Annotated in this window: 19 protein-coding genes and 2 tRNA genes; 8 read left to right on the forward strand and 13 right to left on the reverse strand. The window is 66.0% G+C overall.

Annotated elements, in window-relative coordinates:
- Positions 1 to 159: 159 nt before the first annotated feature.
- The 7 genes from HWY30_RS20830 to fdxA all read right to left on the reverse strand — a co-directional run bounded on the left by HWY30_RS20830 (position 160) and on the right by fdxA (position 3,676).
- On the reverse strand, positions 160 to 483 hold the full coding sequence (locus tag HWY30_RS20830; protein ID WP_090801215.1) for an AzlD domain-containing protein: 324 nt from the start codon (positions 481 to 483) through the stop codon (positions 160 to 162).
- A complete protein-coding gene (locus HWY30_RS20835) occupies positions 480 to 1,241 on the reverse strand; it encodes an AzlC family ABC transporter permease (protein WP_090801213.1) in 762 nt (253 codons plus the stop codon). Before HWY30_RS20835 ends, HWY30_RS20830 begins: the two co-directional genes overlap by 4 nt.
- Before the next feature lie 178 nt (positions 1,242 to 1,419).
- Positions 1,420 to 2,262, reverse strand: coding sequence for a helix-turn-helix transcriptional regulator (locus tag HWY30_RS20840; protein WP_090801211.1), 843 nt, complete (start codon positions 2,260 to 2,262; stop codon positions 1,420 to 1,422).
- Between the two features lie 121 nt (positions 2,263 to 2,383).
- The gene (locus HWY30_RS20845) at positions 2,384 to 2,860 is read right to left on the reverse strand and encodes a CreA family protein (RefSeq protein ID WP_090805411.1); all 477 of its coding nucleotides are present in this window, start codon (positions 2,858 to 2,860) and stop codon (positions 2,384 to 2,386) included.
- A 159-nt stretch (positions 2,861 to 3,019) separates the two neighbouring features.
- Positions 3,020 to 3,095, reverse strand: a tRNA-Asn gene (locus HWY30_RS20850).
- 62 nt (positions 3,096 to 3,157) lie between these two features.
- Positions 3,158 to 3,233, reverse strand: a tRNA-Asn gene (locus tag HWY30_RS20855).
- Positions 3,234 to 3,352: 119 nt separating this feature from the next.
- Positions 3,353 to 3,676: a ferredoxin FdxA gene (gene fdxA, locus HWY30_RS20860; protein ID WP_090801209.1), complete on the reverse strand. Its 324-nt coding sequence runs from the start codon at positions 3,674 to 3,676 to the stop codon at positions 3,353 to 3,355.
- 291 nt (positions 3,677 to 3,967) lie between these two features.
- Here fdxA and pncB point away from each other — a divergent pair, with 291 nt between their 5' ends.
- From pncB to HWY30_RS20885, 5 genes are all read left to right on the forward strand, one after another.
- Entirely contained in the window at positions 3,968 to 5,164 is a 1,197-nt protein-coding gene (pncB, locus tag HWY30_RS20865; protein WP_090801208.1) for a nicotinate phosphoribosyltransferase, read from the forward strand.
- Between the two features lie 186 nt (positions 5,165 to 5,350).
- Entirely contained in the window at positions 5,351 to 6,013 is a 663-nt protein-coding gene (locus HWY30_RS20870) for a LutC/YkgG family protein (RefSeq protein WP_090801206.1), read from the forward strand.
- A gap of 139 nt (positions 6,014 to 6,152) precedes the next feature.
- Positions 6,153 to 7,544 carry a sodium:proton antiporter gene (locus HWY30_RS20875; RefSeq protein ID WP_244144953.1) on the forward strand — a complete coding sequence of 464 codons (1,392 nt, stop codon included), beginning with the start codon at positions 6,153 to 6,155 and terminating at the stop codon, positions 7,542 to 7,544.
- Between the two features lie 48 nt (positions 7,545 to 7,592).
- On the forward strand, positions 7,593 to 8,582 hold the full coding sequence (locus HWY30_RS20880) for a 2-hydroxyacid dehydrogenase (protein ID WP_090801203.1): 990 nt from the start codon (positions 7,593 to 7,595) through the stop codon (positions 8,580 to 8,582).
- Positions 8,579 to 10,027, forward strand: a complete 1,449-nt coding sequence (locus HWY30_RS20885) for a DNA recombination protein RmuC (protein WP_090801201.1) — start codon at positions 8,579 to 8,581, stop codon at positions 10,025 to 10,027. The genes HWY30_RS20880 and HWY30_RS20885 overlap by 4 nt, the downstream gene beginning before the upstream one ends.
- Before the next feature lie 18 nt (positions 10,028 to 10,045).
- Here the strand turns inward: HWY30_RS20885 and HWY30_RS20890 are convergent, their stop codons facing one another.
- From HWY30_RS20890 to HWY30_RS20915, 6 genes are all read right to left on the reverse strand, one after another.
- Positions 10,046 to 10,528 (reverse strand): GNAT family N-acetyltransferase, encoded by a 483-nt coding sequence (locus tag HWY30_RS20890; RefSeq protein ID WP_090801199.1) that lies wholly within the window; start codon positions 10,526 to 10,528, stop codon positions 10,046 to 10,048.
- Positions 10,528 to 10,803, reverse strand: coding sequence for a hypothetical protein (locus HWY30_RS20895; protein WP_008923126.1), 276 nt, complete (start codon positions 10,801 to 10,803; stop codon positions 10,528 to 10,530). Before HWY30_RS20895 ends, HWY30_RS20890 begins: the two co-directional genes overlap by 1 nt.
- A gap of 102 nt (positions 10,804 to 10,905) precedes the next feature.
- Positions 10,906 to 12,222, reverse strand: a complete 1,317-nt coding sequence (gene moeA, locus HWY30_RS20900; RefSeq protein ID WP_090801197.1) for a molybdopterin molybdotransferase MoeA — start codon at positions 12,220 to 12,222, stop codon at positions 10,906 to 10,908.
- Between the two features lie 61 nt (positions 12,223 to 12,283).
- Positions 12,284 to 12,910: a molybdenum cofactor guanylyltransferase MobA gene (gene mobA, locus HWY30_RS20905; protein WP_090801195.1), complete on the reverse strand. Its 627-nt coding sequence runs from the start codon at positions 12,908 to 12,910 to the stop codon at positions 12,284 to 12,286.
- A gap of 11 nt (positions 12,911 to 12,921) precedes the next feature.
- A complete protein-coding gene (moaA, locus tag HWY30_RS20910; protein WP_090801193.1) occupies positions 12,922 to 14,031 on the reverse strand; it encodes a GTP 3',8-cyclase MoaA in 1,110 nt (369 codons plus the stop codon).
- 198 nt (positions 14,032 to 14,229) lie between these two features.
- A complete protein-coding gene (locus HWY30_RS20915) occupies positions 14,230 to 17,466 on the reverse strand; it encodes an Rne/Rng family ribonuclease (RefSeq protein ID WP_090801191.1) in 3,237 nt (1,078 codons plus the stop codon).
- 726 nt (positions 17,467 to 18,192) lie between these two features.
- Here HWY30_RS20915 and HWY30_RS20920 point away from each other — a divergent pair.
- Genes HWY30_RS20920 through HWY30_RS20930 form a run of 3 tightly spaced genes read left to right on the forward strand, consistent with a single transcriptional unit; the run spans position 18,193 to position 20,307 of the window.
- On the forward strand, positions 18,193 to 19,242 hold the full coding sequence (locus HWY30_RS20920; RefSeq protein ID WP_090801189.1) for an RluA family pseudouridine synthase: 1,050 nt from the start codon (positions 18,193 to 18,195) through the stop codon (positions 19,240 to 19,242).
- Positions 19,235 to 19,894, forward strand: a complete 660-nt coding sequence (locus HWY30_RS20925; RefSeq protein WP_090801188.1) for an HAD-IA family hydrolase — start codon at positions 19,235 to 19,237, stop codon at positions 19,892 to 19,894. Before HWY30_RS20920 ends, HWY30_RS20925 begins: the two co-directional genes overlap by 8 nt.
- On the forward strand, positions 19,891 to 20,307 hold the full coding sequence (locus HWY30_RS20930; RefSeq protein WP_090801187.1) for a Rieske (2Fe-2S) protein: 417 nt from the start codon (positions 19,891 to 19,893) through the stop codon (positions 20,305 to 20,307). Before HWY30_RS20925 ends, HWY30_RS20930 begins: the two co-directional genes overlap by 4 nt.
- Positions 20,308 to 20,310: the final 3 nt, after the last annotated feature.

Below are 20,310 nucleotides of genomic sequence, written 5' to 3' on the forward strand. Positions count from 1 at the left end.
GGAAACTTGAGGGCGGCCCGGCGACGCGCGGACGCTTTGGAGGGAAGCTTCGGGCAAAGGCCCGCTTGGGAGTCGCTTGAACGGGAGTGCGCGGCCCGCGAGGCGGCGAGGTGTCGACGGGACCGCTGATGAGTCGATGAGCGTAGAGACAGGGCGCGCTTACTTCAGCACCACGCACTGCCAGACGAAGAACACGCCTAGACCGACTGCGATCGTCAGCAGCGGCCGGCGCGTCAGCGCGCTAACGACGATCGCGGCGAGCGCGCCGACCAGCTGCGGATTGCGCCAGCTCAGCTCGGCGTTGTTGCCGTGCGGTGACACGGCCATCGGGACGATGATCGCGGTCAGCACGGTGACCGGCACGAAGCTAAGCGCGGCGCGCAGAAGCGGCGGGAACACGAGCCGGTCGCCGAGCACGAACACGGCCGCGCGGATCAACCACGTAATCGCGGCCATGCCGACGATCAGAACGACGTAGCTCATCGCGTGGCCTCCAAGGGACGGCGCGCGCCACGCAGGTTCAGACGCGACATCGACAGCAGTACGCCGACCGCGACTCCCGCGAATACTGCGCCGAGCAGGCCGAGCTTGTACGGCCACGCCTGCCAGAAAAACGCCAGCGCGCCGGCGGTGACGGCCGCCGCGATATAGCGCAGCGCGACCAGTTGCGGCACGACGATCGCAATGAACGTCGCCACCATCGCAAAGTCGAGGCCGAGCGACTGCAGGCCGGGGAAGGCCGCGCCGAACAGCAGGCCGGCGACGGTCCACAACTGCCAGTTCAGATACATCGCGACGCCGGCGCCGAAAAAGTAGTACGGGCCGACCGTGCCCGGCTCGCGATGCCGGTAGTGCTCCCACGCGACCGCGAAGACTTCGTCGGTGAGCAGCGCGCCGAGCGCCCAACGCCAGCGCTTCGGCAGATGCGCGACGTGCGGTGCGAGCGTCGCGCTATACAGCACGTGACGCAGATTGACGACGAGCGTGGTCGCCCAGATCACGGCGAAGCTCGCATGTCCGGCGATCAGCCCGAGCGCGATGAACTGCGCGGAGCCCGCGAAAACGACGAGCGACATCAACTGGCCGTGCCACAGATGCAGCGGGCTGGAGGTCACGAGCGTGCCGAAAATGACGCCGAACGGCGCGGCGCCGACCATCATCGGGATGATGTCGCGCGCGCCGGCGGCGAATTCTTTGAGATGGCCGCCCCGGGTGGGCTGGCCTTGGGTGGAATCGGTCAATCTAAGCCTCCTTGATGTCGGAAGCATAGCGGCTGACCGGCGTTCGGACTTGTACGTTCTTGCGGCGGGTTGCGGATGGGGTGCTCCGGTGTAGCGGGGGGATGGCTGATGACGGGCTGACGGATTGCGGCGGCACGCTCACGGCGCGCGGCGCAGGCGCCGGCGGTGCCGCATCGCGTTACGAACCGCGCTGCGTTCCTTGCCATTGGCCCGGCGGCACGCCGAACATGCGCCGGAAATGCCGCGTGAAATGGCTCTGATCGGTGAAGCCGCTCGCGGCGGCGACGTCGGTCACCGGGACGCCGGCGCGCAACGGCGCGAGCGCGCGCTGCAGGCGCACCTGATTGCGCCACGCGTGGGGCGGCAGGCCGGTCGATTGGGTGAATAGCCGCGCCGCGTGGAACGGCGACAGACCCGCTGCCTTCGCGACCTCGGCGAGCGTCACCGGTTCGACGAGGTCGCCGGTCAGACGCTCCTGCATCAGTGCGACGCGAGTGTCGTCGGTGGCGACGCGCGCGGCGGCGGGGCGCGTCCGCGCATAGCGGACCAGCAACGTGGACAGCGCGTCGAGCATCGCGGTTTCGGCGGCGAGCGCGTCGTCGCCGGCTTCGAGCAGACGGTGGGCGTGCGCGAGCCGCGTCGCGAGATCGGAATCGCGGATCACGCCGGGCGCGAACCACGGTAAGGCCTGCGGCTTGCCGGCGACTTCGTCGGCCAGCGCGCAGAGGAACCCGACCGGCGCATACATCACGCGATACCGCCAGCCCGCCTCGACCGCCTTCGACCCCGTATGCAACTCGCCCGGGTTGATGACCGGCACGCTGCCCGCTTCGGCGACATGGTGCTCGCCGCTATACCGATAGCATTCCGCACCCGCGACGATCACCGGGATCGTGTAGGCGTCGTGCCAATGCGGCGCGAACTCGTGATCGTGATATTCGGCGGTGAGCAGATCCGCGCCGGGCAGTAGCGGCGTGCGCCAGTAGCGGGCGGAATCGCGGAAACGAGGGGTGGCGGTCATGACGAAAGTCTAGCTGGACCGGTCAGTTTAACGCGTCGTTGTCGGGGACGGCGGCGGGTGTGCAGCGCCGCGCCGCGTGCCGCTGGTGCCGTCGATTGCCGGTACTTGTCCTGACTTGCCCTTACTTGACCGGAATCGTCGTGCCAGTGGGCATCGGTACGGCGCTCACGCTGTTTTTCGCGCTGCCGCTGACGACGCGGTCGCTGTAGGTCAGATAGACCAGGGCGTTGCGCTTCGTGTCGACCACGCGCACCACGTGCAGCGACTTGAAGATCAGCGACATGCTGACCGAGAACACGTCGTCCTTCTGCTTGACGGGGCCGGTGAAATGCAACTCCCCGAGCTGGCGGCACGCGATCGAAGCCTCGGTCGGATCTTCGGCGATGCCGAGCGTGCCTTTGACGCCGCCCGTCCGCGCCCGCGACACGTAGCAGGTGACGCCTTGCACGATGGGATCGTCATAGGCCTCCACGACCACGCGGTCGGAGCCGGTAACGTGAAAATTCGTATTGACGCTGGCGATTTCTTCGCCGCGCGCCGAAGAAAGCAGCAGGGCGCCGGCGGCCGCGAGCGCGATGCGTAGCGAGGTGGATTTCATGAGCGTGCCGGTTGAGTGTCTGGAGTGGGCCGGCGCCAGAGCGGGGCGAAACGTGCGCCGTGAAGGCGCCATCGTATAACGGCGCGCGGCGCGCGTGAGGCTGTCCATCGTGGCACAAAAACAAAAAGGCCCGCATGGATGCGGGCCTTTCAAATTTTTTGGCTCCTCGACCTGGGCTCGAACCAGGGACCTACGGATTAACAGTCCGGCGCTCTACCGACTGAGCTATCGAGGAACAGCAGTACAACTTGATCTACATAAAAAAACCCGTCTTGATTAACGGGCTTTTGCAATTCTTGGCTCCTCGACCTGGGCTCGAACCAGGGACCTACGGATTAACAGTCCGGCGCTCTACCGACTGAGCTATCGAGGAACAGAACAACAACAGCAGAGAAACGAAATTTTAGAGGCAGCTGAAACGTCTGTCAATACCTCGGCGTTCATCCTGATACTGAATCTGAACGGCCAAGGCAGGTGACAGGCGGCTCGCGCTCAGCGCGCGAGCAGCGCGAGCTTTTCCTTCACATCCTTGAATTCCTCGGCTTCCGGCAGCGGTGCCTTGGTCTTCGTGATGCTCGGCCACGCTTTCGCCAGGTCGGCGTTCAGCGCGATGAAGTCCTGCTGGTCGCCCGGCACGTCTTCTTCGGCATAGATGGCGTTCACCGGGCACTCGGCCACGCACACGGCGCAGTCGATGCATTCATCGGGGTCGATCGCGAGGAAGTTGGGACCTTCGCGAAAGCAGTCCACCGGGCACACATCGACGCAGTCGGTATAGCGGCACTTGATGCAGCTTTCGGTCACAACGTGAGTCATTCAGGCAGCTCCTGCATGCGGAATCGGGGAGGGCGCGGACGCCAAAAGCACTATTGTAACGTAACGTCAACAGGCGCATAAAGCATCGGGCCGTGCGTCTTATATGTTTTTGTGATTAGTTTATGGGGTGCCGCGAGCGGCCGCGCAATGGCGGCGAAGGCCCGGTGGCACGCTGGATGCGGACGCATTCGGGTAACATGCATCAGGTTGGCGCGCCGCTCGGCTCAGCGCGTCCGTTGCAAGGGTGCAGTGAGCCCTTTTCGTTTTTTCAGCGGTCCAGTTCGTACCATCATGATTATTACTTCGCTGCTCGATACCGATCTGTACAAGTTCACGATGATGCAGGTGGTGTTGCATCACTTCCCCGCCGCCAACGTGGAGTACCGCTTCCGCTGCCGCACGCCGAACGTCGATCTGGTGCCGTACATCGACGAGATTCGCGACGAAATGCGCAAGCTCTGCGAACTGCGTTTCACCGACGACGAACTCGACTACCTGCGCCGCATGCGCTTCATCAAGGGCGACTTCATCGAGTTCCTCGCGTTGTTCCATCTGAACGAGAAGTACATTTCGATCACGCCGTCGCCGAAGGGCAATGGCGAAATCGACATCGACATCAAGGGGCCGTGGCTGCATACGATCCTCTTCGAAATTCCGGTGCTCGCGATCGTCAACGAAGTCTATTTCCGCAACACCCAGCAAACGCCCGACTATCACGTAGGCCGTGGCCGTCTGCTCGACAAGATTCAACTGCTCGGCGCTCGTCCGGAGTTCGCCGACTGCAAGATCGCCGATTACGGCACGCGCCGCCGCTTCTCGAAGCAGTGGCACGAGGAAGTGATCCTCACGCTCAAGGACGGTCTCGGCGAGCAGTTCGCCGGCACGAGCAACGTCTTCTACGCGATGAAGCACAGCCTGACACCGCTCGGCACGATGGCGCACGAGTACCTGCAGGCTTGCCAGGCGCTCGGTCCGCGGCTGCGCGACTCGCAGATCTTCGGCTTCGAGATGTGGGCGAAGGAATATCGCGGCGACCTCGGGATCGCGCTCTCCGACGTGTACGGCATGCAGGCGTTCCTGCGCGACTTCGACATGTACTTCTGCAAGCTGTTCGACGGCGCTCGCCACGATTCCGGCGACCCATTCGACTGGGGCGAGCGCCTGCTCAAACACTACGAGGCGAATCGTTGCGACCCGCGCACCAAGGTCCTCGTGTTCTCCGACGCGCTCGACATCCCGAAGGTGCTGCAGCTATACGAGCGCTTCCGCGGCCGCTGCAAGCTCGCGTTCGGCGTGGGCACCAATCTGACCAACGACCTCGGCTACAACCCGCTGCAGATCGTGATCAAGATGGTTCGTTGCAACGGTCAGCCGGTCGCGAAATTGTCGGACTCGCCGGGCAAGAACATGTGCGAGGACAAGGCGTATCTCGCGTATCTGCGCCAGGTGTTCGGCATCGCGCAGCCGGAAGAAGAGGCGGCCAGGTAGCGCGCTTTGCGGACTGCTTTTCGGTTCATCGCCTGACCATGATCTGCTCGCGTTCGGGGGCACGGCGAACAGTGTCGCCGCGCTACCGACTGGCGGCAATATGCCGTTCGGCCAGGGTGTTCGCGCGGAGCGCGGCCGGTATAATCCTCGCCATATCGCACGGCCGTCGACACGAGGATTTCGCCCATGGACACATCGATTGCCCGCCGCAACATCCTGGCGCGCATCCGCGCCGCGCAAGAGCGCGAGCCCGAACCGAGCGCCGCCGAGCGCGAAGCCGCGGCGGACTATCTCGCGCGTCATCCGGCCGGCCCGCGTCCGGACATGCCCACCGATCTGCGCGCGCGCTTCATCGAGGAAGCGCAGAAAATGGCGAGTACTGTCGACACCGTTCAGACCTTCGCCGATGTACCCGCCGCCGCGCATCGCTATCTGACGCAACACGGTTTGCCGTTGCAGGCCATCGCGTGGCAAACGCTGCGCGATCTGCCGTGGGCCGCGGCCGGCCTCGCCGTCGAATATCGCAAACCGCAAGACAATGACGTGGTCGGTCTCACCGGCTGTTTCTGCGCGACCGCGGAGACCGGCACGCTCGTGTTGCTGTCCGGTCCCGAGACGTATGCGTCGGCCGGGCTGCTGCCGGAGACGCACATCGCGATCGTGCCGGGCTCGCGGATCGTCGCGGGTCATGAAGAGGCGTTCGACCTGATCCGCAAGGAACGCGGCGAGCTGCCGCGCGCGGTCAATTTCGTGTCGGGACCATCGCGCACCGGCGACATCGAGCAGACCATCGTGCTGGGCGCGCACGGCCCCTACCGGGTGCATGCGATCGTCGTGCAGGATGCTTGAACGCGTCGCGCGGCGGCGTGCCAGCTCATACGCGACACACGCGTTATCTGTCGTGCGTGCGGTTGCAAGCCGTCGCGCGGCCTGTATCGGCATGAACTCGCAGGCCGGCCGCGCGGGCCGGTGGCTCGCCGTTGCGTCGATGCTTGCGCTGTGCTCGCCGTCCGTGCAGGCTGAGACGCTCCTCGACGGCGCGCGCTTGTCGGCGTTGTGGGGCTTGCCCTTCGCGGGTGTGCTGCTGTCGATCGCGATCCTTCCGCTGATCGCGCCAGCCCTCTGGCATCACCACTTCGGCAAGATCGCCGCGGCGTGGGCGCTCGCGTTCATCGTGCCGCTTGCCGTGAGCTTCGGCGCGAGCGCGGCGCTCGGCGCGCTCGCGCATGCCATGCTCGACGAGTACATCCCGTTCATCATCCTGCTGACCGCGCTCTATACCGTCGCGGGCGGCATCTGCGTGCGCGGCAACCTGCATGGCACACCGCGTCTGAACACCGCGATTCTCGCGCTCGGCACCTTGCTCGCGAGCGTGATGGGTACGACCGGCGCGGCGATGCTGCTGATCCGCCCGTTGCTGCGCGCAAACGACAATCGCCGCCACGTGACCCACGTGGTCGTGTTCTTCATCTTCCTCGTCGCGAACGTCGGTGGCGCGCTGTCGCCGCTCGGCGACCCGCCGCTGTTCCTCGGTTTTCTCGAAGGCGTGAGCTTTTTCTGGACCACCACGCATCTCGCGCGGCCGATGCTGTTCGTGAGCGGCATGCTGCTCGCCGCGTTCTATGCGCTCGACTCGTACTACTTTCACAAGCGCGAGGAGGTGCGTTCAGCTTTCCTCGATCCGACGCCCGACGGCGCGCCGCTCGGCATCGACGGCAAGATCAATTTCGTGCTGCTCGCCGCGCTGATCGCGTTCGTGATGATGAGCGGACTGTGGCGCCCGCAAATCACATTCGACGTGCTCGGCACGCACGTCGCGTTGCAAAACATCGTGCGCGACGCCGCGCTGATCGTCGTCACGCTGCTATCGCTCGCGTGGACACCGCGCGCGGCCCGCGCGGGCAACGACTTCAACTGGGCGCCGATCGAGGAAGTCGCCAAACTGTTCGCCGGCATCTTCGTGACGATCGTGCCGGTCATCATGATCCTGCGCGCGGGAGAAGCCGGCGCGTTCGCGGGCATCGTCCATCTGGTCAATGATTCGTCAGGCGAGCCGCGCGACATCATGTATTTCTGGGCGACCGGCCTGCTATCTTCGTTTCTCGACAACGCGCCGACCTACCTCGTGTTCTTCAACCTGGCCGGCGGCGATGCGCAGACCTTGATGACCACCGGCGCGACCACGCTCGCGGCGATTTCGGCCGGCGCCGTGTTCATGGGCGCGAACACCTACATCGGCAACGCGCCGAACTTCATGGTGAAGGCGATCGCGCAATCGCGCGGCGTTCGCATGCCGAGCTTTTTTGCGTATCTGGGCTGGTCCGGCGCGGTGCTGCTGCCGTTGTTCGCGCTGACCGGCTGGCTCTTTTTTGAACGCTGACTCTGCAACGCCGAGACAATCCCTCGACGTGCGATACGGAGACTTGCATTGCAGAAAATCCTCGTTGCCCGTTCGATCTTTCCCGACGTGATCGACCGGCTCAAGCAGTACTTCGACGTCGACTGGAACGAGGGCGACGTGTTGCCCGCCGACGAACTGAAGCGCCGTCTCGCGGACAAGGACGGCGCGCTGACGGCCGGCGAGATGATCGACGCGGGCGTGCTCGCCGCGGCGCCGCGTCTGCGCGTCGTGTCGAACATGGCGGTCGGCTACAACAACTTCGACATGGCCGCGTTCAACGCGGCGAACGTACTCGGCACCAACACGCCGGACGTGCTGAACGAATCGACCGCCGATTTCGGCTGGGCGCTGATGATGGCCGCCGCGCGCCGCATCGCCGAATCGGAGCACTGGCTGCGCGCCGGACATTGGCAGAAGTGGAGCTACGATGGCTTCCTCGGCAGCGACCTATACGGTTCGACGCTCGGCGTGATCGGCATGGGCCGCATCGGCCAGGCGCTCGCGCGGCGCGCGCAGGGCTTCAACATGCGGGTCATCTATCACAATCGCTCGCGCGTCGCGCCGCAAATCGAGGCCGAGCTGAACGCGGAGTACGTGTCGAAAGAGGATCTGCTGCGGCGCGCCGACCACGTCGTGCTGGTGCTGCCGTACAACAAAGGCAACCACCATACGATCGGCGCGGCCGAACTGGCGCTGATGAAGCCGAGCGCGACGCTCACCAACATCGCGCGCGGCGGCATCGTCGACGATGCGGCGTTGGCCGACGCGCTGCGTGACAGGCGCATCGCGGCGGCCGGTCTGGACGTGTTCGAAGGCGAGCCGCAGCTGCACCCGGCGCTGCTGAACGTGCCGAACGTCGTGCTGACGCCGCACATCGCGAGCGCGACCGAAACCACGCGCCGCGCCATGGCGAATCTCGCCGCGGACAACCTGATCGCCGGCCTCGGCGCAGGACCGCGCGCCGGTCAGCCGCCGAATCCGATCAACCCCGACGTGATCGGCAAGGCGCGTTCATGACAATGATTCTGGTGGCGGCCGTCGCGGTGCTGGCGGTTGCCCTCGTGATCGCACTCGCCTTGCTGCTACGCGGTCACGACCGCCCGGAGCAGCGCGAACAGTTCGAGATGCTGAACGAACGCGTCGATGCCGTCGTCGACGCGCAGGCGCATACCGCCGAGCGGCTCGAGCGGCAACTGCGCAACGACATCGCCGAGACCGCGCGCGTGTCGCGCACCGAGCAAAGCAGCAGCTTCGCGCATTTTCAGCAGACGCTCGCCGCGCAGTTCAGCAGCATGACGACGGTGCAGGGCGGCAAGATCGACGGCTTCGCGCAACAGCTCGACGCCGTGCGTCACAGCCTGCAGGCACAGGCGCAGCAGGCGCGCGACGAGCAGGGCCGCTCGCTGAAGCAGTTCGGCGACACGCTGAGCCTGCAACTCGGGCAACTTACCGAGGCGAACGACCGGCGCTTCGCCGAAGTGCGCGCGACGATCGAGCAGCGTCTGAAGGACATCGAGGCGAACAACGCGACGCGGCTCGAGGAAATGCGCCGCACCGTGGACGAAAAACTGCACGCAACGCTTGAGCAGCGTCTCGGCGAGTCGTTCAAGCTCGTGTCCGACCGGCTCGAACAGGTGCATCGCGGCCTCGGTGAAATGCAGACGCTGGCGGCCGGCGTCGGCGATCTGAAGCGCGTGCTGACCAACGTGAAGACGCGCGGCACGTGGGGCGAAGTGCAGCTCGAAGCCTTGCTCGAACAAGTGCTGACCGTCGATCAATACGCGAAGAACGTCGCGACGGTGCCGAAGAGCGCCGATCGCGTGGAGTTCGCGATTCGTCTGCCGGGGCGGCCGGAGCCCGGCGGCGCGAATACGCCGGTATGGCTACCGATCGACGCCAAATTCCCGCGCGAGGACTACGAGCGGCTGATCGAAGCGCAGGAGCGCGCCGATCCGGTCGCGGTCGAGGAAGCATCGCGCGCGCTCGAAGTGCGAATTCGCGCGGAGGCGCGCACGATCGCGGAGAAGTACGTGGCGCCGCCGCATACGACCGACTTCGCGCTGCTGTTCCTGCCGACCGAAGGCCTGTACGCGGAAGTGCTGCGCCGACCGGGACTCACGGATCTGCTGCAGCGGGACTATCGCGTGACGATTGCGGGGCCGACCACGCTGACCGCGTTGCTCAATAGTCTGCAGATGGGTTTCCGCACGCTCGCGATCGAAAAGCGTTCGAGCGAGGTGTGGCAGGTACTCGGCGCGGTGAAGACGGAGTTCGGCAAATTCGGCGACGTGCTCGCGAAGACCAAGGCGCAGCTCGAAACCGTCACGCGTTCGATTGAGGCCGCGGAAACGCGCACGCGCATGATGAACCGCAAGCTGCGCGACGTCGAGGCGTTACCGGGCGACGAGGCGAGCGGGTTGCTCGGCGATGCGCTGTCGAATGTGGAGCCTGATGAGCAATGAGGGGCGAGGCACTGGAATTCACGCCCTTGCAGCCAGCCGCGCCAGCGCATCGCCCGTCACGCGCACGACGCGCCAGTCCGGCAACACCGTCGCCCCCATCTTCTGATAGAAGCTGATCGCCGGCTGATTCCAGTCGAGCACGGTCCACTCGAAGCGCGCGCATTGCCGCTCCACCGCCAGTGCCGCGACGTGTCGCAGAAGCGCGGTGCCGAGCCCGCTGCCCCGCTGCGCGGGCTGCACGTAGACGTCTTCGAGATAGAGCCCGCGGCGGCCCGCGAAGCTCGAAAAATTGTGGAAGAACAGTGCATAGCCCACGATGCTCCCCGCGTCTTCGGCAACCAGCGCTTCGATCGACGGCCGCGCGCCGAACAGCGCGTCGCGCAGGCTATGTTCCGTCGCGACGAAGATGTGCGTGAGGTTCTCGAACTGCGCGAGTTCGTAGGTGAGCGCGAAGATCGCGCCGGTATCCGCGGGCTTGGCGGCGCGGATCGTCGCGGGCATTACGCTTCTTCCGGTGCGTCGGCCAGATGGATTTCGATACCACCGAAGCGCGACGCGACCCAGTTGTAGGCGTGGCACGCGATCCACAACAGCACGAAGCCGAGGATCGCGTTCAGCAGCAGCGCGCTGAACACCGTGCTCAGCTCGACCGAGCCATAGCGCACGAACGCGACCACCACGCCGAGCAGCACGATCGGCACCGAGAACGTCAGATACACGAGGATCAGCGCTTTGGCCGTCTGTCCTGGTGCGATGAACGAGATCTGTTTTTTCATGTAAGTCAAACCCGTGTGTGTCGTAGTAGTGATAGTGGGTGGCGTGTCGATGAAGTGCTGCTGTGGTGCCGATGTCGTGCGATCGATGCGCCGCCTGGAACGTCAGATGAGACCGTCGAACAGCATGATCGACACGCGATCGCCGACGTCGATGTCGCCCTCGTCGTGGCCGAGCACGATGAAGCAGTTCGCTTCGCTCATCGAGCTCAGCACGCCTGAGCTTTGCGACCCGGTCGGGCTCACATGCCAGTGTCCGTGCGCGTCCTGTTCGGCGATGCCGCGCTGGAATTCGGTGCGGCCCGCGCGCTTGCCCACCGCCACGCGGCTCGTCGCGTGAATCACCGGCAGCGGCCGCGGCGTCGCGCCGGCCATCAGCAGCAGCGCTTCGCGCACGATCTGATAGAACGTCACCATCACGGCGACCGGGTTGCCGGGCAGGCCGAAGAATAGCGCAGGTTTGCCGAGCCCGGGCTGTGCGCCGGACCACAGGCGGCCGAACGCGAGCGGCCGGCCGGGGCGCATCGCGAGACTCCAGAAGGCGACGTCGCCGAAGGTCTGTAGCAGCTGCTTCGTGAAGTCCGCTTCGCCCACCGACACGCCGCCCGAAGTCAGCACCACGTCGGCGTTGGCCGCGGCACTGCGCAGCGCGGCTTCGAGCGCGGCCGGCTCGTCACGCACGACGCCGAGATCGAGCGCGTCGACGTTCAGGTGCCGCAGCATCGCAAACAGCGTGTAGCGGTTGCTGTCGTAGACCGAGCCCGCGTCGAGCGGCTCGCCGAGCGAGCGCAGTTCGTCGCCGGTCGAAAAGAACGCGACGCGCAAACGCCGCCGCACGCTGACTTCGCCAATGCCGAGCGACGCGAGCAGGCCGAGGTCCGACGCGCGCACGATGCGGCCGGCATGCAGCGCGACGTGGCCGCGCGCGAGATCTTCGCCGGCGCGGCGGCGGTTCGCACCCGCCGCCGCCGCGCTGGCGGCGAAGCGGATCGAGGTGGAATCCGCACCGTCGCGCTCCACCTGTTCCTGCGGCACGACGGTGTCGCAACCGGCAGGCATGCAGGCGCCCGTCATCACGCGCACGCACTGGTTCGCCGCGACGCGGCCCGCGAACGGATGACCGGCGAGCGCCTTGCCGGCGACCGTCAGCTCGACGCTGTCCGCGCCGCCTCGCATAGCGGCCGCGAGCGCCGCGTGATTGAACGCATAGCCGTCCATCGCGGAGTTGTCGTGCGCGGGCACGTCGATCGGCGACACGATGTCGGCGGCTAGCACGCGGTCGAGTGCATCGCGCAACGCCAGGCGCTCGACGGCCGCGACCGGCGTCGCCCACTGCCGGACGATCGCCTGAGCGGCCGGGACGGGTAGCGCATGAGGATCGTACTGCGCGACGCAGCGGGAAAAGTCGTTGAGCGTGGTCATGAATGGCTGGGCGTCGCGACCGGTGATGGGCGCGGCTGTTGCCGTGCGGCCGGAGCGGATGTCAGCCGGGGCCCCGATTGCGTTCGAGGTCGGCGAGTTCTTGTAACGAGTTGGCATTGTAGAACGCGCGCTCGTCGGCAAAGACGACTTCGACCGTCTTGTGGCGCGCGTACCACGCGCGGACCTTGCGCTCGCCGGAGGCCAGAAACGCGGCCAGGTCGTCCGCGACGGCGGTGCGCATCAGCGCGAATACCGGGTGCAGGGAGGTTTCTCCACCGGTGTCGACGGTGGTGACCGTTGCGATGTCGGCGTGGTTCGCGTCGAGCGCATCCGCGAGGCGCGCGGCGAGGTCGGCCGGTAGCCACGGCGAATCGCAGGGCGCGCTCAGCAGGTACGCCGTGCCGGCGGCGCGCAGTCCGGCGAGCATGCCGGCGAGCGGGCCGGGAAAGTCGGGGAGGGTGTCGGCGACGAGCGTTGCGCGATATGGCGCGCCGAGCGCCGCATAGGTGTCGGGATGGCGGTTCGCGCTGATCATCAGCGGGCCGGTCTGCGGCGCGAGGCGCCGCAGCACGTGAGCGGCGAGCGGTTCGCCGTGCAGCGGCTGCAACCCCTTGTCGACGCCGCCCATGCGCGTGCCGCGCCCGCCCGCGAGCACGAGGCCAGTGATCTGTTCGCGGGGGATGGACATGCGTCGGCCGCTCAGCCGCCGATGTAGGACATTTCCACGCGACGCTTGGCCGGCTCGCCCTGATCGGCCGGCTGGCTGCCGCGCAGCTGCGAGTAGCGGTCGCCGCGGCCCTGCCAGATTTCGGCGATGGCGGTGGCGATCCCGGCATCGCTCGCACCGCCGCGCAACAGCGCGCGCAAGTCATGTCCGGTCGATGCGAACAGGCACAGGTATAGCTTGCCCTCGGTCGACAAACGCGCGCGCGTGCAATTGCCGCAGAACGCGCGGGTGACGCTCGAAATGACGCCGATCTCGCCGCCGCCGTCGACATAACCCCAGCGTTGCGCAGTTTCGGCGGCGCTGTGCGCTTCGAGCGGCACCAGCGGGAAATGCTCGGCGATGCGCGTGACGACCTCGGCGGAAGGCAGCACTTCGGTCATGTTCCAGCCGTTCGAGGTGCCGACGTCCATGTACTCGATGAAGCGCAGCACCGCGCCCGTGCCTTTGAAATGACGCGCCATGGGGACGATTTCGCCGTCGTTGGTACCGCGTTTGACGACCATGTTTACTTTGACCGGCGCGAGTCCGACCGCGTGCGCGGCGGCGATGCCGTCGAGCACGTCGGCGACCGCGAAGTCGGCGTCGTTCATGCGGCGGAACAGCGCGTCGTCGAGCGCATCGAGGCTGACGGTCACGCGCGTGAGGCCGGCGTCCTTCAGGCTGCGCGCCTTGCGCGCGAGCAGCGAGCCGTTGGTGGTCAGCGTGAGATCGAGCGGACGGCCCGCGGGCGTGGTCAACCGGGCGAGCCGGTCGACCAGGAATTCGAGGTTTTTGCGCAGTAGCGGCTCGCCGCCGGTCAGGCGAATTTTCTCGACGCCATGCGCGACGAACAACTGCGCGAGCCGCTCGATCTCCTCGAAACTCAACAACGCGCTGTGCGGCAGGAAAGCATAGTCCTTGTCGAACACGGCGCGCGGCATGCAATACACGCAGCGGAAGTTGCAGCGGTCCGTCACCGAGATGCGCAGATCGTGCAGCGGACGCGCGAGCGCATCGTGCAGCACGCCGCTAGGTGTCTGCACTGGGCCGGTGATGACCGGCGCCGCGCTGAGATCGGCAACAGGGATGATGCGTCGTGACATGAAATGGTTCGTCAGGTGCTTTAACGGACGGGGATGATTTGATTCTATCGGAAATGCCGGTGGCGGCAGATGCGCGACGGACGTTGTGGGGGTATACGGGGAGCGGCGCGGCTCGCGGCGCGGCGCGCGGCGACAAACGACCGCCTAAAGAAAAAGCCCGCCGGAAAGGGCGGGCTTTTTCACGAACAACGACGCGGCTTACTGCGGATGCTTGATCGTTTCGACCTGTTGCATCGGCGCGTGGTCGTCTGGCGGCAGCGCCTTGCGCTCACGGATCACGCGCGGCGGCTTGACGGTCTGCGCCGCCGCTTCCTGCGCGGCACGCAGCTTGTCGGCGTCAGTGTTCACCCAGACCAGGCCAGCCTGCTCGAGGACCGGCTGCAAGGCGTCGGCCGACGCGGCGGCGGGGGCTGCGCTGCGGACGGGGGCCGGCTGCGGGGCCGCGGCGACGGGCGCCGGTTCGACCGCGGCCGGTTCCGATGCGACGACCGGTTGCGGCTCGACGATTTCGGCCTGCGGTGCCGGCACGGCTGCCGGCGCCTCGACGATCGTGGCCGGAGCCGCGGTGTCGAGCGCAGCCGGGACGGCTCGCGGTTCGGTCGGGACGGTCGGCTGCACTTCCAGGGCCGGCTCGACTGCCGGGGATCCGGCACGCGCGGCGGATTCGACCGAAGCGGCCGGCGTAACCGGTTCGCTCGCGGCCGACGCGGCTTGCTCTGCCTGCGCTGGCGCTTCGATAGCCGGCTCCGCCGCCACGGGTTCGATCGACGCCGCCGGGGCCTCTTCGACCGGCACGACCTTTTCGGTCTTCGCGGCATTTTCCGCGGCGAGAGCCGGCGTTTCGGCTGCCGCATGCAGTTCGGCCACGACGGCGCTTTCCGTTGCGACAGCGGCGACCACCACTTCGACCGGGGTCACTTCCTTCGCTTCGCTGGCTGCAGGCGTGTGCTCGACCGGCTGCTGGGTGCGCACCGGCGCTTCGTCGCTGGCGGCAACGTTGTCGCCTTCTGCTTCCGCGACATCCGCCGCGAGATTGCCATTCACGTCCTCTTCACGCTCGCGACGACCACCACGACGGCCACGGCGGCGACGACGACGCTCTTCGCCGTCACGTGCGACTGTTTCCTGATCGACCGGCACGCCGTTTTCACCCGCTGCGGCGCGGTTGCGCGCCAGTTCGTCGGCAGCTTGCGTGTCGGTTTGCGTCAGCGCCGAGGCGACTTCCGCCTGCGGCTTGCGACGCTCGCCACGCTCGACGCGTTCAGCGCGCTCGCCACGCTCGCGACGCTCACCGCGTGCCGTGCCTTCGACGGCTTCCGCGCGCTCGGCGCCGCGGGTGTCGCGTTCGCGAGCCTCGCGCGGTTCACGCGCTTCACGCGGCTCGCGAGCCTCACGCGGTTCACGGCCTTCACGGGCCTCACGCGGTTCGCGTTGCTCACGCGGCGCGCGCGGTTCGCGGCCCTCGCGTGCCTCGCGGCCTTCGCGTTCCTCGCGACGCGGCGACGGCTGCTGACCTTGCGCCTGACGGCCGCCGGTCACGCCTTCGCCACGCGCTGCCGCGTCGCGACCGCCGGCGCCGCCACGGCGATTGCGGTTTCGATCGCCGCCGCGCTCGCCCGTGCGCTCACCGCGCTCGGTGCGTTCACCGCGTTGCGGACGGGCCTGCTTGTCGGTGGTGGCCGGCGCCGCAGGTGCCGGAACAGCCGGCTGCATGCCGAACAGATTCTTCAGCCAGCCGATGAAGCCGCCACTGGCCGGCGTCACCGCGACCGGAGCGGGGATGGCCGCCGGGCGGGCCGGCGCGCTCGGAGCCGGCTTCTCGGGCGTGATGCCCTTGACCGCCGCTTCCTGCTTCGGCTTCACTTCCTCAGCGCGCTTGCTGTAGCCGGTTTCCGATTCGAGTTCGCGGGCCGCTTCTTCGGCCATCTTCCACGATGCGCGCGGCTCGTCGAGGCGCGCGTCGTCGTGACGCAGACGCTCGAGCTTGTAGTGCGGCGTGTCGAGGTGCTTATTCGGGATCAGCACGACGTTGACCTTGAAACGCGACTCGATCTTGTTGATTTCGGCGCGCTTCTCGTTCAACAGGAAGGCGGTCACTTCGACCGGCACCTGGCAGTGGATCGCCGCGGTGTTTTCCTTCATCGCTTCTTCCTGAATGATCCGCAGCACTTGCAGCGCGGACGATTCGGTATCGCGGATGTGGCCCGTGCCGTTACAGCGCGGACACGTGACGTGGCTGCCTTCCGACAGCGCCGGACGCAGACGCTGACGCGACAGCTCCATGAGGCCGAAGCGCGAGATCTTGCCCATCTGGACGCGGGCGCGGTCGTGCTTCAGCGCGTCTTTCAGGCGCTGTTCGACTTCGCGCTGGCTCTTGGCCGATTCCATGTCGATGAAGTCGATCACGATCAGGCCGCCCAGGTCGCGCAGACGCAGCTGGCGAGCGACTTCGTCGGCGGCTTCGAGGTTCGTGCGCGCGGCCGTTTCCTCGATGTCCGCGCCTTTGGTGGCGCGCGCCGAGTTCACGTCGATCGCGACGAGCGCTTCGGTGTGATCGATGACGATCGCGCCGCCCGACGGCAGCGGCACGGTGCGTGAGTACGCGGTTTCGATCTGGTGCTCGATCTGGAAGCGCGAGAAGAGCGGCACGTCGTCGTGGTAGCGCTTTACCTTGCCGACGTTGTCCGGCATCACGATGTCCATGAAGGCGCGGGCCTGGTCATGGATTTCGGTCGTGTCGATCAGGATTTCGCCGATATCGGGCTGGAAGTAGTCGCGAATCGCGCGGATCACGAGGCTCGATTCGAGATAGATCAGCATCGGCTGGCCGGCCGTGCCACTTTGCGACGCGGCTTCGATTGCGCGCCACAGCTGCATCAGGTAGTTCAGGTCCCACTGCAGCTCTTCGGCGCTGCGGCCGATGCCGGCCGTGCGCGCGATGATGCTCATGCCTTCCGGCAGTTGCAGCTGCGCCATGGTTTCGCGCAGTTCCTGACGGTCGTCGCCTTCGATCCGGCGCGACACGCCGCCGCCGCGCGGGTTGTTCGGCATCAGCACCAGATAGCGGCCGGCGAGCGAGATGAACGTGGTCAAGGCTGCGCCCTTGTTGCCGCGTTCTTCCTTTTCGACCTGGACGATCAGTTCCTGACCTTCCTTCAATGCGTCCTGAATGCGTGCGGAACGCATGTCGACGCCGTCGCGGAAGTACTGGCGGGCGACTTCCTTGAACGGCAGGAAGCCGTGACGGTCTTCGCCGTAGTTGACGAAGCAGGCCTCGAGCGACGGCTCGATGCGCGTGATGATGCCCTTGTAAATATTGCCTTTGCGCTGTTCGCGACCGGCGGTTTCGATATCGATGTCGATGAGTTTTTGCCCATCGACGATGGCGACGCGCAGCTCTTCCTGCTGCGTCGCGTTGAACAACATTCGTTTCATTGAACGGCTCCAGAGCGGCCTCGCCAGCCCAGCTGCGCGGTTGTCAGTCGCGAGAGCGGGGAGAGTAGGCGTGCCGCGTCTTATTGTGTTTTCACAAACACGCTGGAGCGGGAAAGATGGCGGGAGAATTGCCTGAGAGGGCCCAGCCCGATAAAAAAAAGGGCACGGTGCCGCAGGGCACATGCGAACACGGCTTCAAATCATGGCCTGACACGCCGCGTTTAGCCAGCAGACCTTCATAAGTCTTCGCCCTCTGAAGCCGGCGCGCCAAATGGGCGCGCGAGCAAAGGGCCGAAGTCCGCGGTCATGCCGCAACGGGAAGTTCGCGCAGGCGGCGCGTCTTTTCCTGCTGGGGGTGTCTCGCCTTCTTTTGACGTCGCCATGTCTTGTACTTTCTACAAGACGCCTTGGGCGCACGCCGTATTTTCGCGACTTGCAGCTTCGTCCAGCTGGGCGTCATACCACCCGGATCACGAAGCTGAAAGCTAAATTCTTTTTTACCAAAATTCCGTTACCGTCGAAGCCGACCTTGACCGAACGCGCCTGCGGGCGCCGTCCCTGCCGGGAGCTGACTTCGTGCGTGCAACTTGTTGCATCTCATTTTCAGGGCGAGCAACCAGACCCCGGCGCAAGTAAAATAACGGTTTATCGCTTGCGCTCGCGCAATCCGCCGCATTCCGGACACTGCGCCGGCCGTCGCGGACTGCTGGGCAAATTATATTCAGAATGAAAGAGTTAGGCAAAACATCCCAGAGATCGGTTGCAGGCGCGGTCGAAGACTCGGTTTCAAGCGACCAGGTTTCGCTGATCGAAATCGACGACCGCTCGGCTGGTCAGCGCATCGACAATTTCCTGCTGCGCGTCTGCAAGGGCGTGCCGAAAAGCCATATTTATCGCATCCTGCGCAGCGGTGAAGTGCGCGTGAACAAGGGCCGGATCGACGCGCAGTACCGGCTCGAACTGGGCGATCTGGTGCGTGTGCCGCCGATCCGCGTCGCGCAGCCGAATCAGGCCGCAGCCCGCGTGCCCGTGCCCGCGCCGCGCTTTCACATCCTGTTCGAAGACGAGCATCTGCTCGTGATCGACAAGCCGGCCGGCGTTGCGGTCCACGGGGGCAGCGGTGTCGCGTTCGGTGTGATCGAGCAGATGCGCGAGGCGCGGCCGCAGGCGAAATTCCTGGAACTCGTGCATCGACTGGATCGAGAGACCTCGGGCATCCTGATGCTCGCGAAGAAGCGCGCGGCGCTCGTCAATCTGCACGAGCAGATTCGCGATAACCGGATGGACAAGCGCTACTACGCGTGCGTGCACGGCGAATGGGCGAGCGACTGGGGTCGCCGCCGCGCGGTAAAGGAGCCACTTCACAAGTACCTGACCGCCGACGGCGAGCGCCGCGTGCGCGTGCAGGCCGATGGCCTCGCTTCGCACACGATCTTCAATCTGGTCGAGCGCTGGCCGGAATATGCGCTGCTTGAGGCGGAACTGAAGACGGGGCGTACGCACCAGATTCGCGTGCATCTGCAGCATCTGGCACTACCGATCGTCGGTGACGCCAAATATGGCGATTTCGCGCTGAACAAGGCGCTTGCGCGCGCCAACGCGAAGCCCGGCATCAAGCGGATGTTTCTGCACGCTTACCGGCTCAAGCTCACGCATCCGGCGACGGGCGCGCCGCTGCAGTTGGAGGCACCGCTGCCTGCCGACTGCCGCGGCTTTATAGAACAACTCAACGAACTACGCACTGGGTTCAACCCGGAGACGACCTTGCATGGCTAGAGAGCAATTCGATCTGATCGTGTTTGACTGGGATGGCACGCTGATGGATTCCACCGCGCATATCACGCGCAGCATCCAGGCGGCGTGCCGCGATCTCCGCCTGCCGGTTCCCGCGGACGAAGCCGCGAGCTACGTCATCGGCCTCGGCCTGCGCGACGCGCTGCAGATTGCCGCGCCGACGCTCGATCCGGCCGACTACCCGCGGCTTTCTGAGCGTTACCGCTTTCATTTTCTTGTAAAAGACCAGACTACGGAGCTGTTCCCCGGCGTGCGCGAGATGCTCCAGGAGTTGCGCGACGTCGGCTATCTGCTCGCGGTCGCGACCGGCAAGAGCCGCGTCGGGCTCAATCGCGCGCTTGACCAGGCGCGCCTGACGAGCCTGTTCGACGGCACGCGCTGCGCTGACGAAACCTTCTCGAAACCGCATCCGGCCATGCTGCACGAGCTCACCCGCGAATTGGGGCAGGATACGGCGCGCACGGTCATGGTCGGCGATACGACACACGATCTGCAGATGGCGCTCAACGCCGGCGTGGCGGGCATTGGCGTGACTTATGGCGCGCATCCGGCGAATTCGCTGAATGCGATGTCACCGAAGTTCGTGGCGTCGAGCATCAGCGATCTGTCCGGTTGGCTGCGGGAGAACGCATGAGCGCCGACGGCGTGGATACTACTACTGCCGCGGCTGCGCAGGCAGTGCGCATTTGCGCGGCCGACGAGCTGGTCGACGGTGGCGACGGCATCCGGCGCGACGCGCGGCTCTGCGGGCAGGATGCCGTGGTGTTTTTCGTCCGCTATGATGGCTGCGCCTACGGCTATTTGAACCGTTGCGCTCATGTGCCGATGGAGCTCGACTGGCAGGAAGGGCAGTTCTTCGAATCGTCCGGCTTATACTTGATGTGCGCGACACATGGCGCGATTTACGCGCCGGATACGGGCAAATGCGTCGGTGGTCCGTGTCGCGGGGGCAGATTGCGTCCCGTGCAGGTCGAGGAACGCGACACGCTCGAGGGCCGTGCGGTATTCTGGCTGCCTGACGGCGATTTGCTGCCGGTTACGCGCTGATTT

The organism is Paraburkholderia tuberum STM678 (assembly GCF_902833905.1).
In the GTDB taxonomy this organism is placed as follows: Bacteria; Pseudomonadota; Gammaproteobacteria; order Burkholderiales; family Burkholderiaceae; genus Paraburkholderia; species Paraburkholderia tuberum.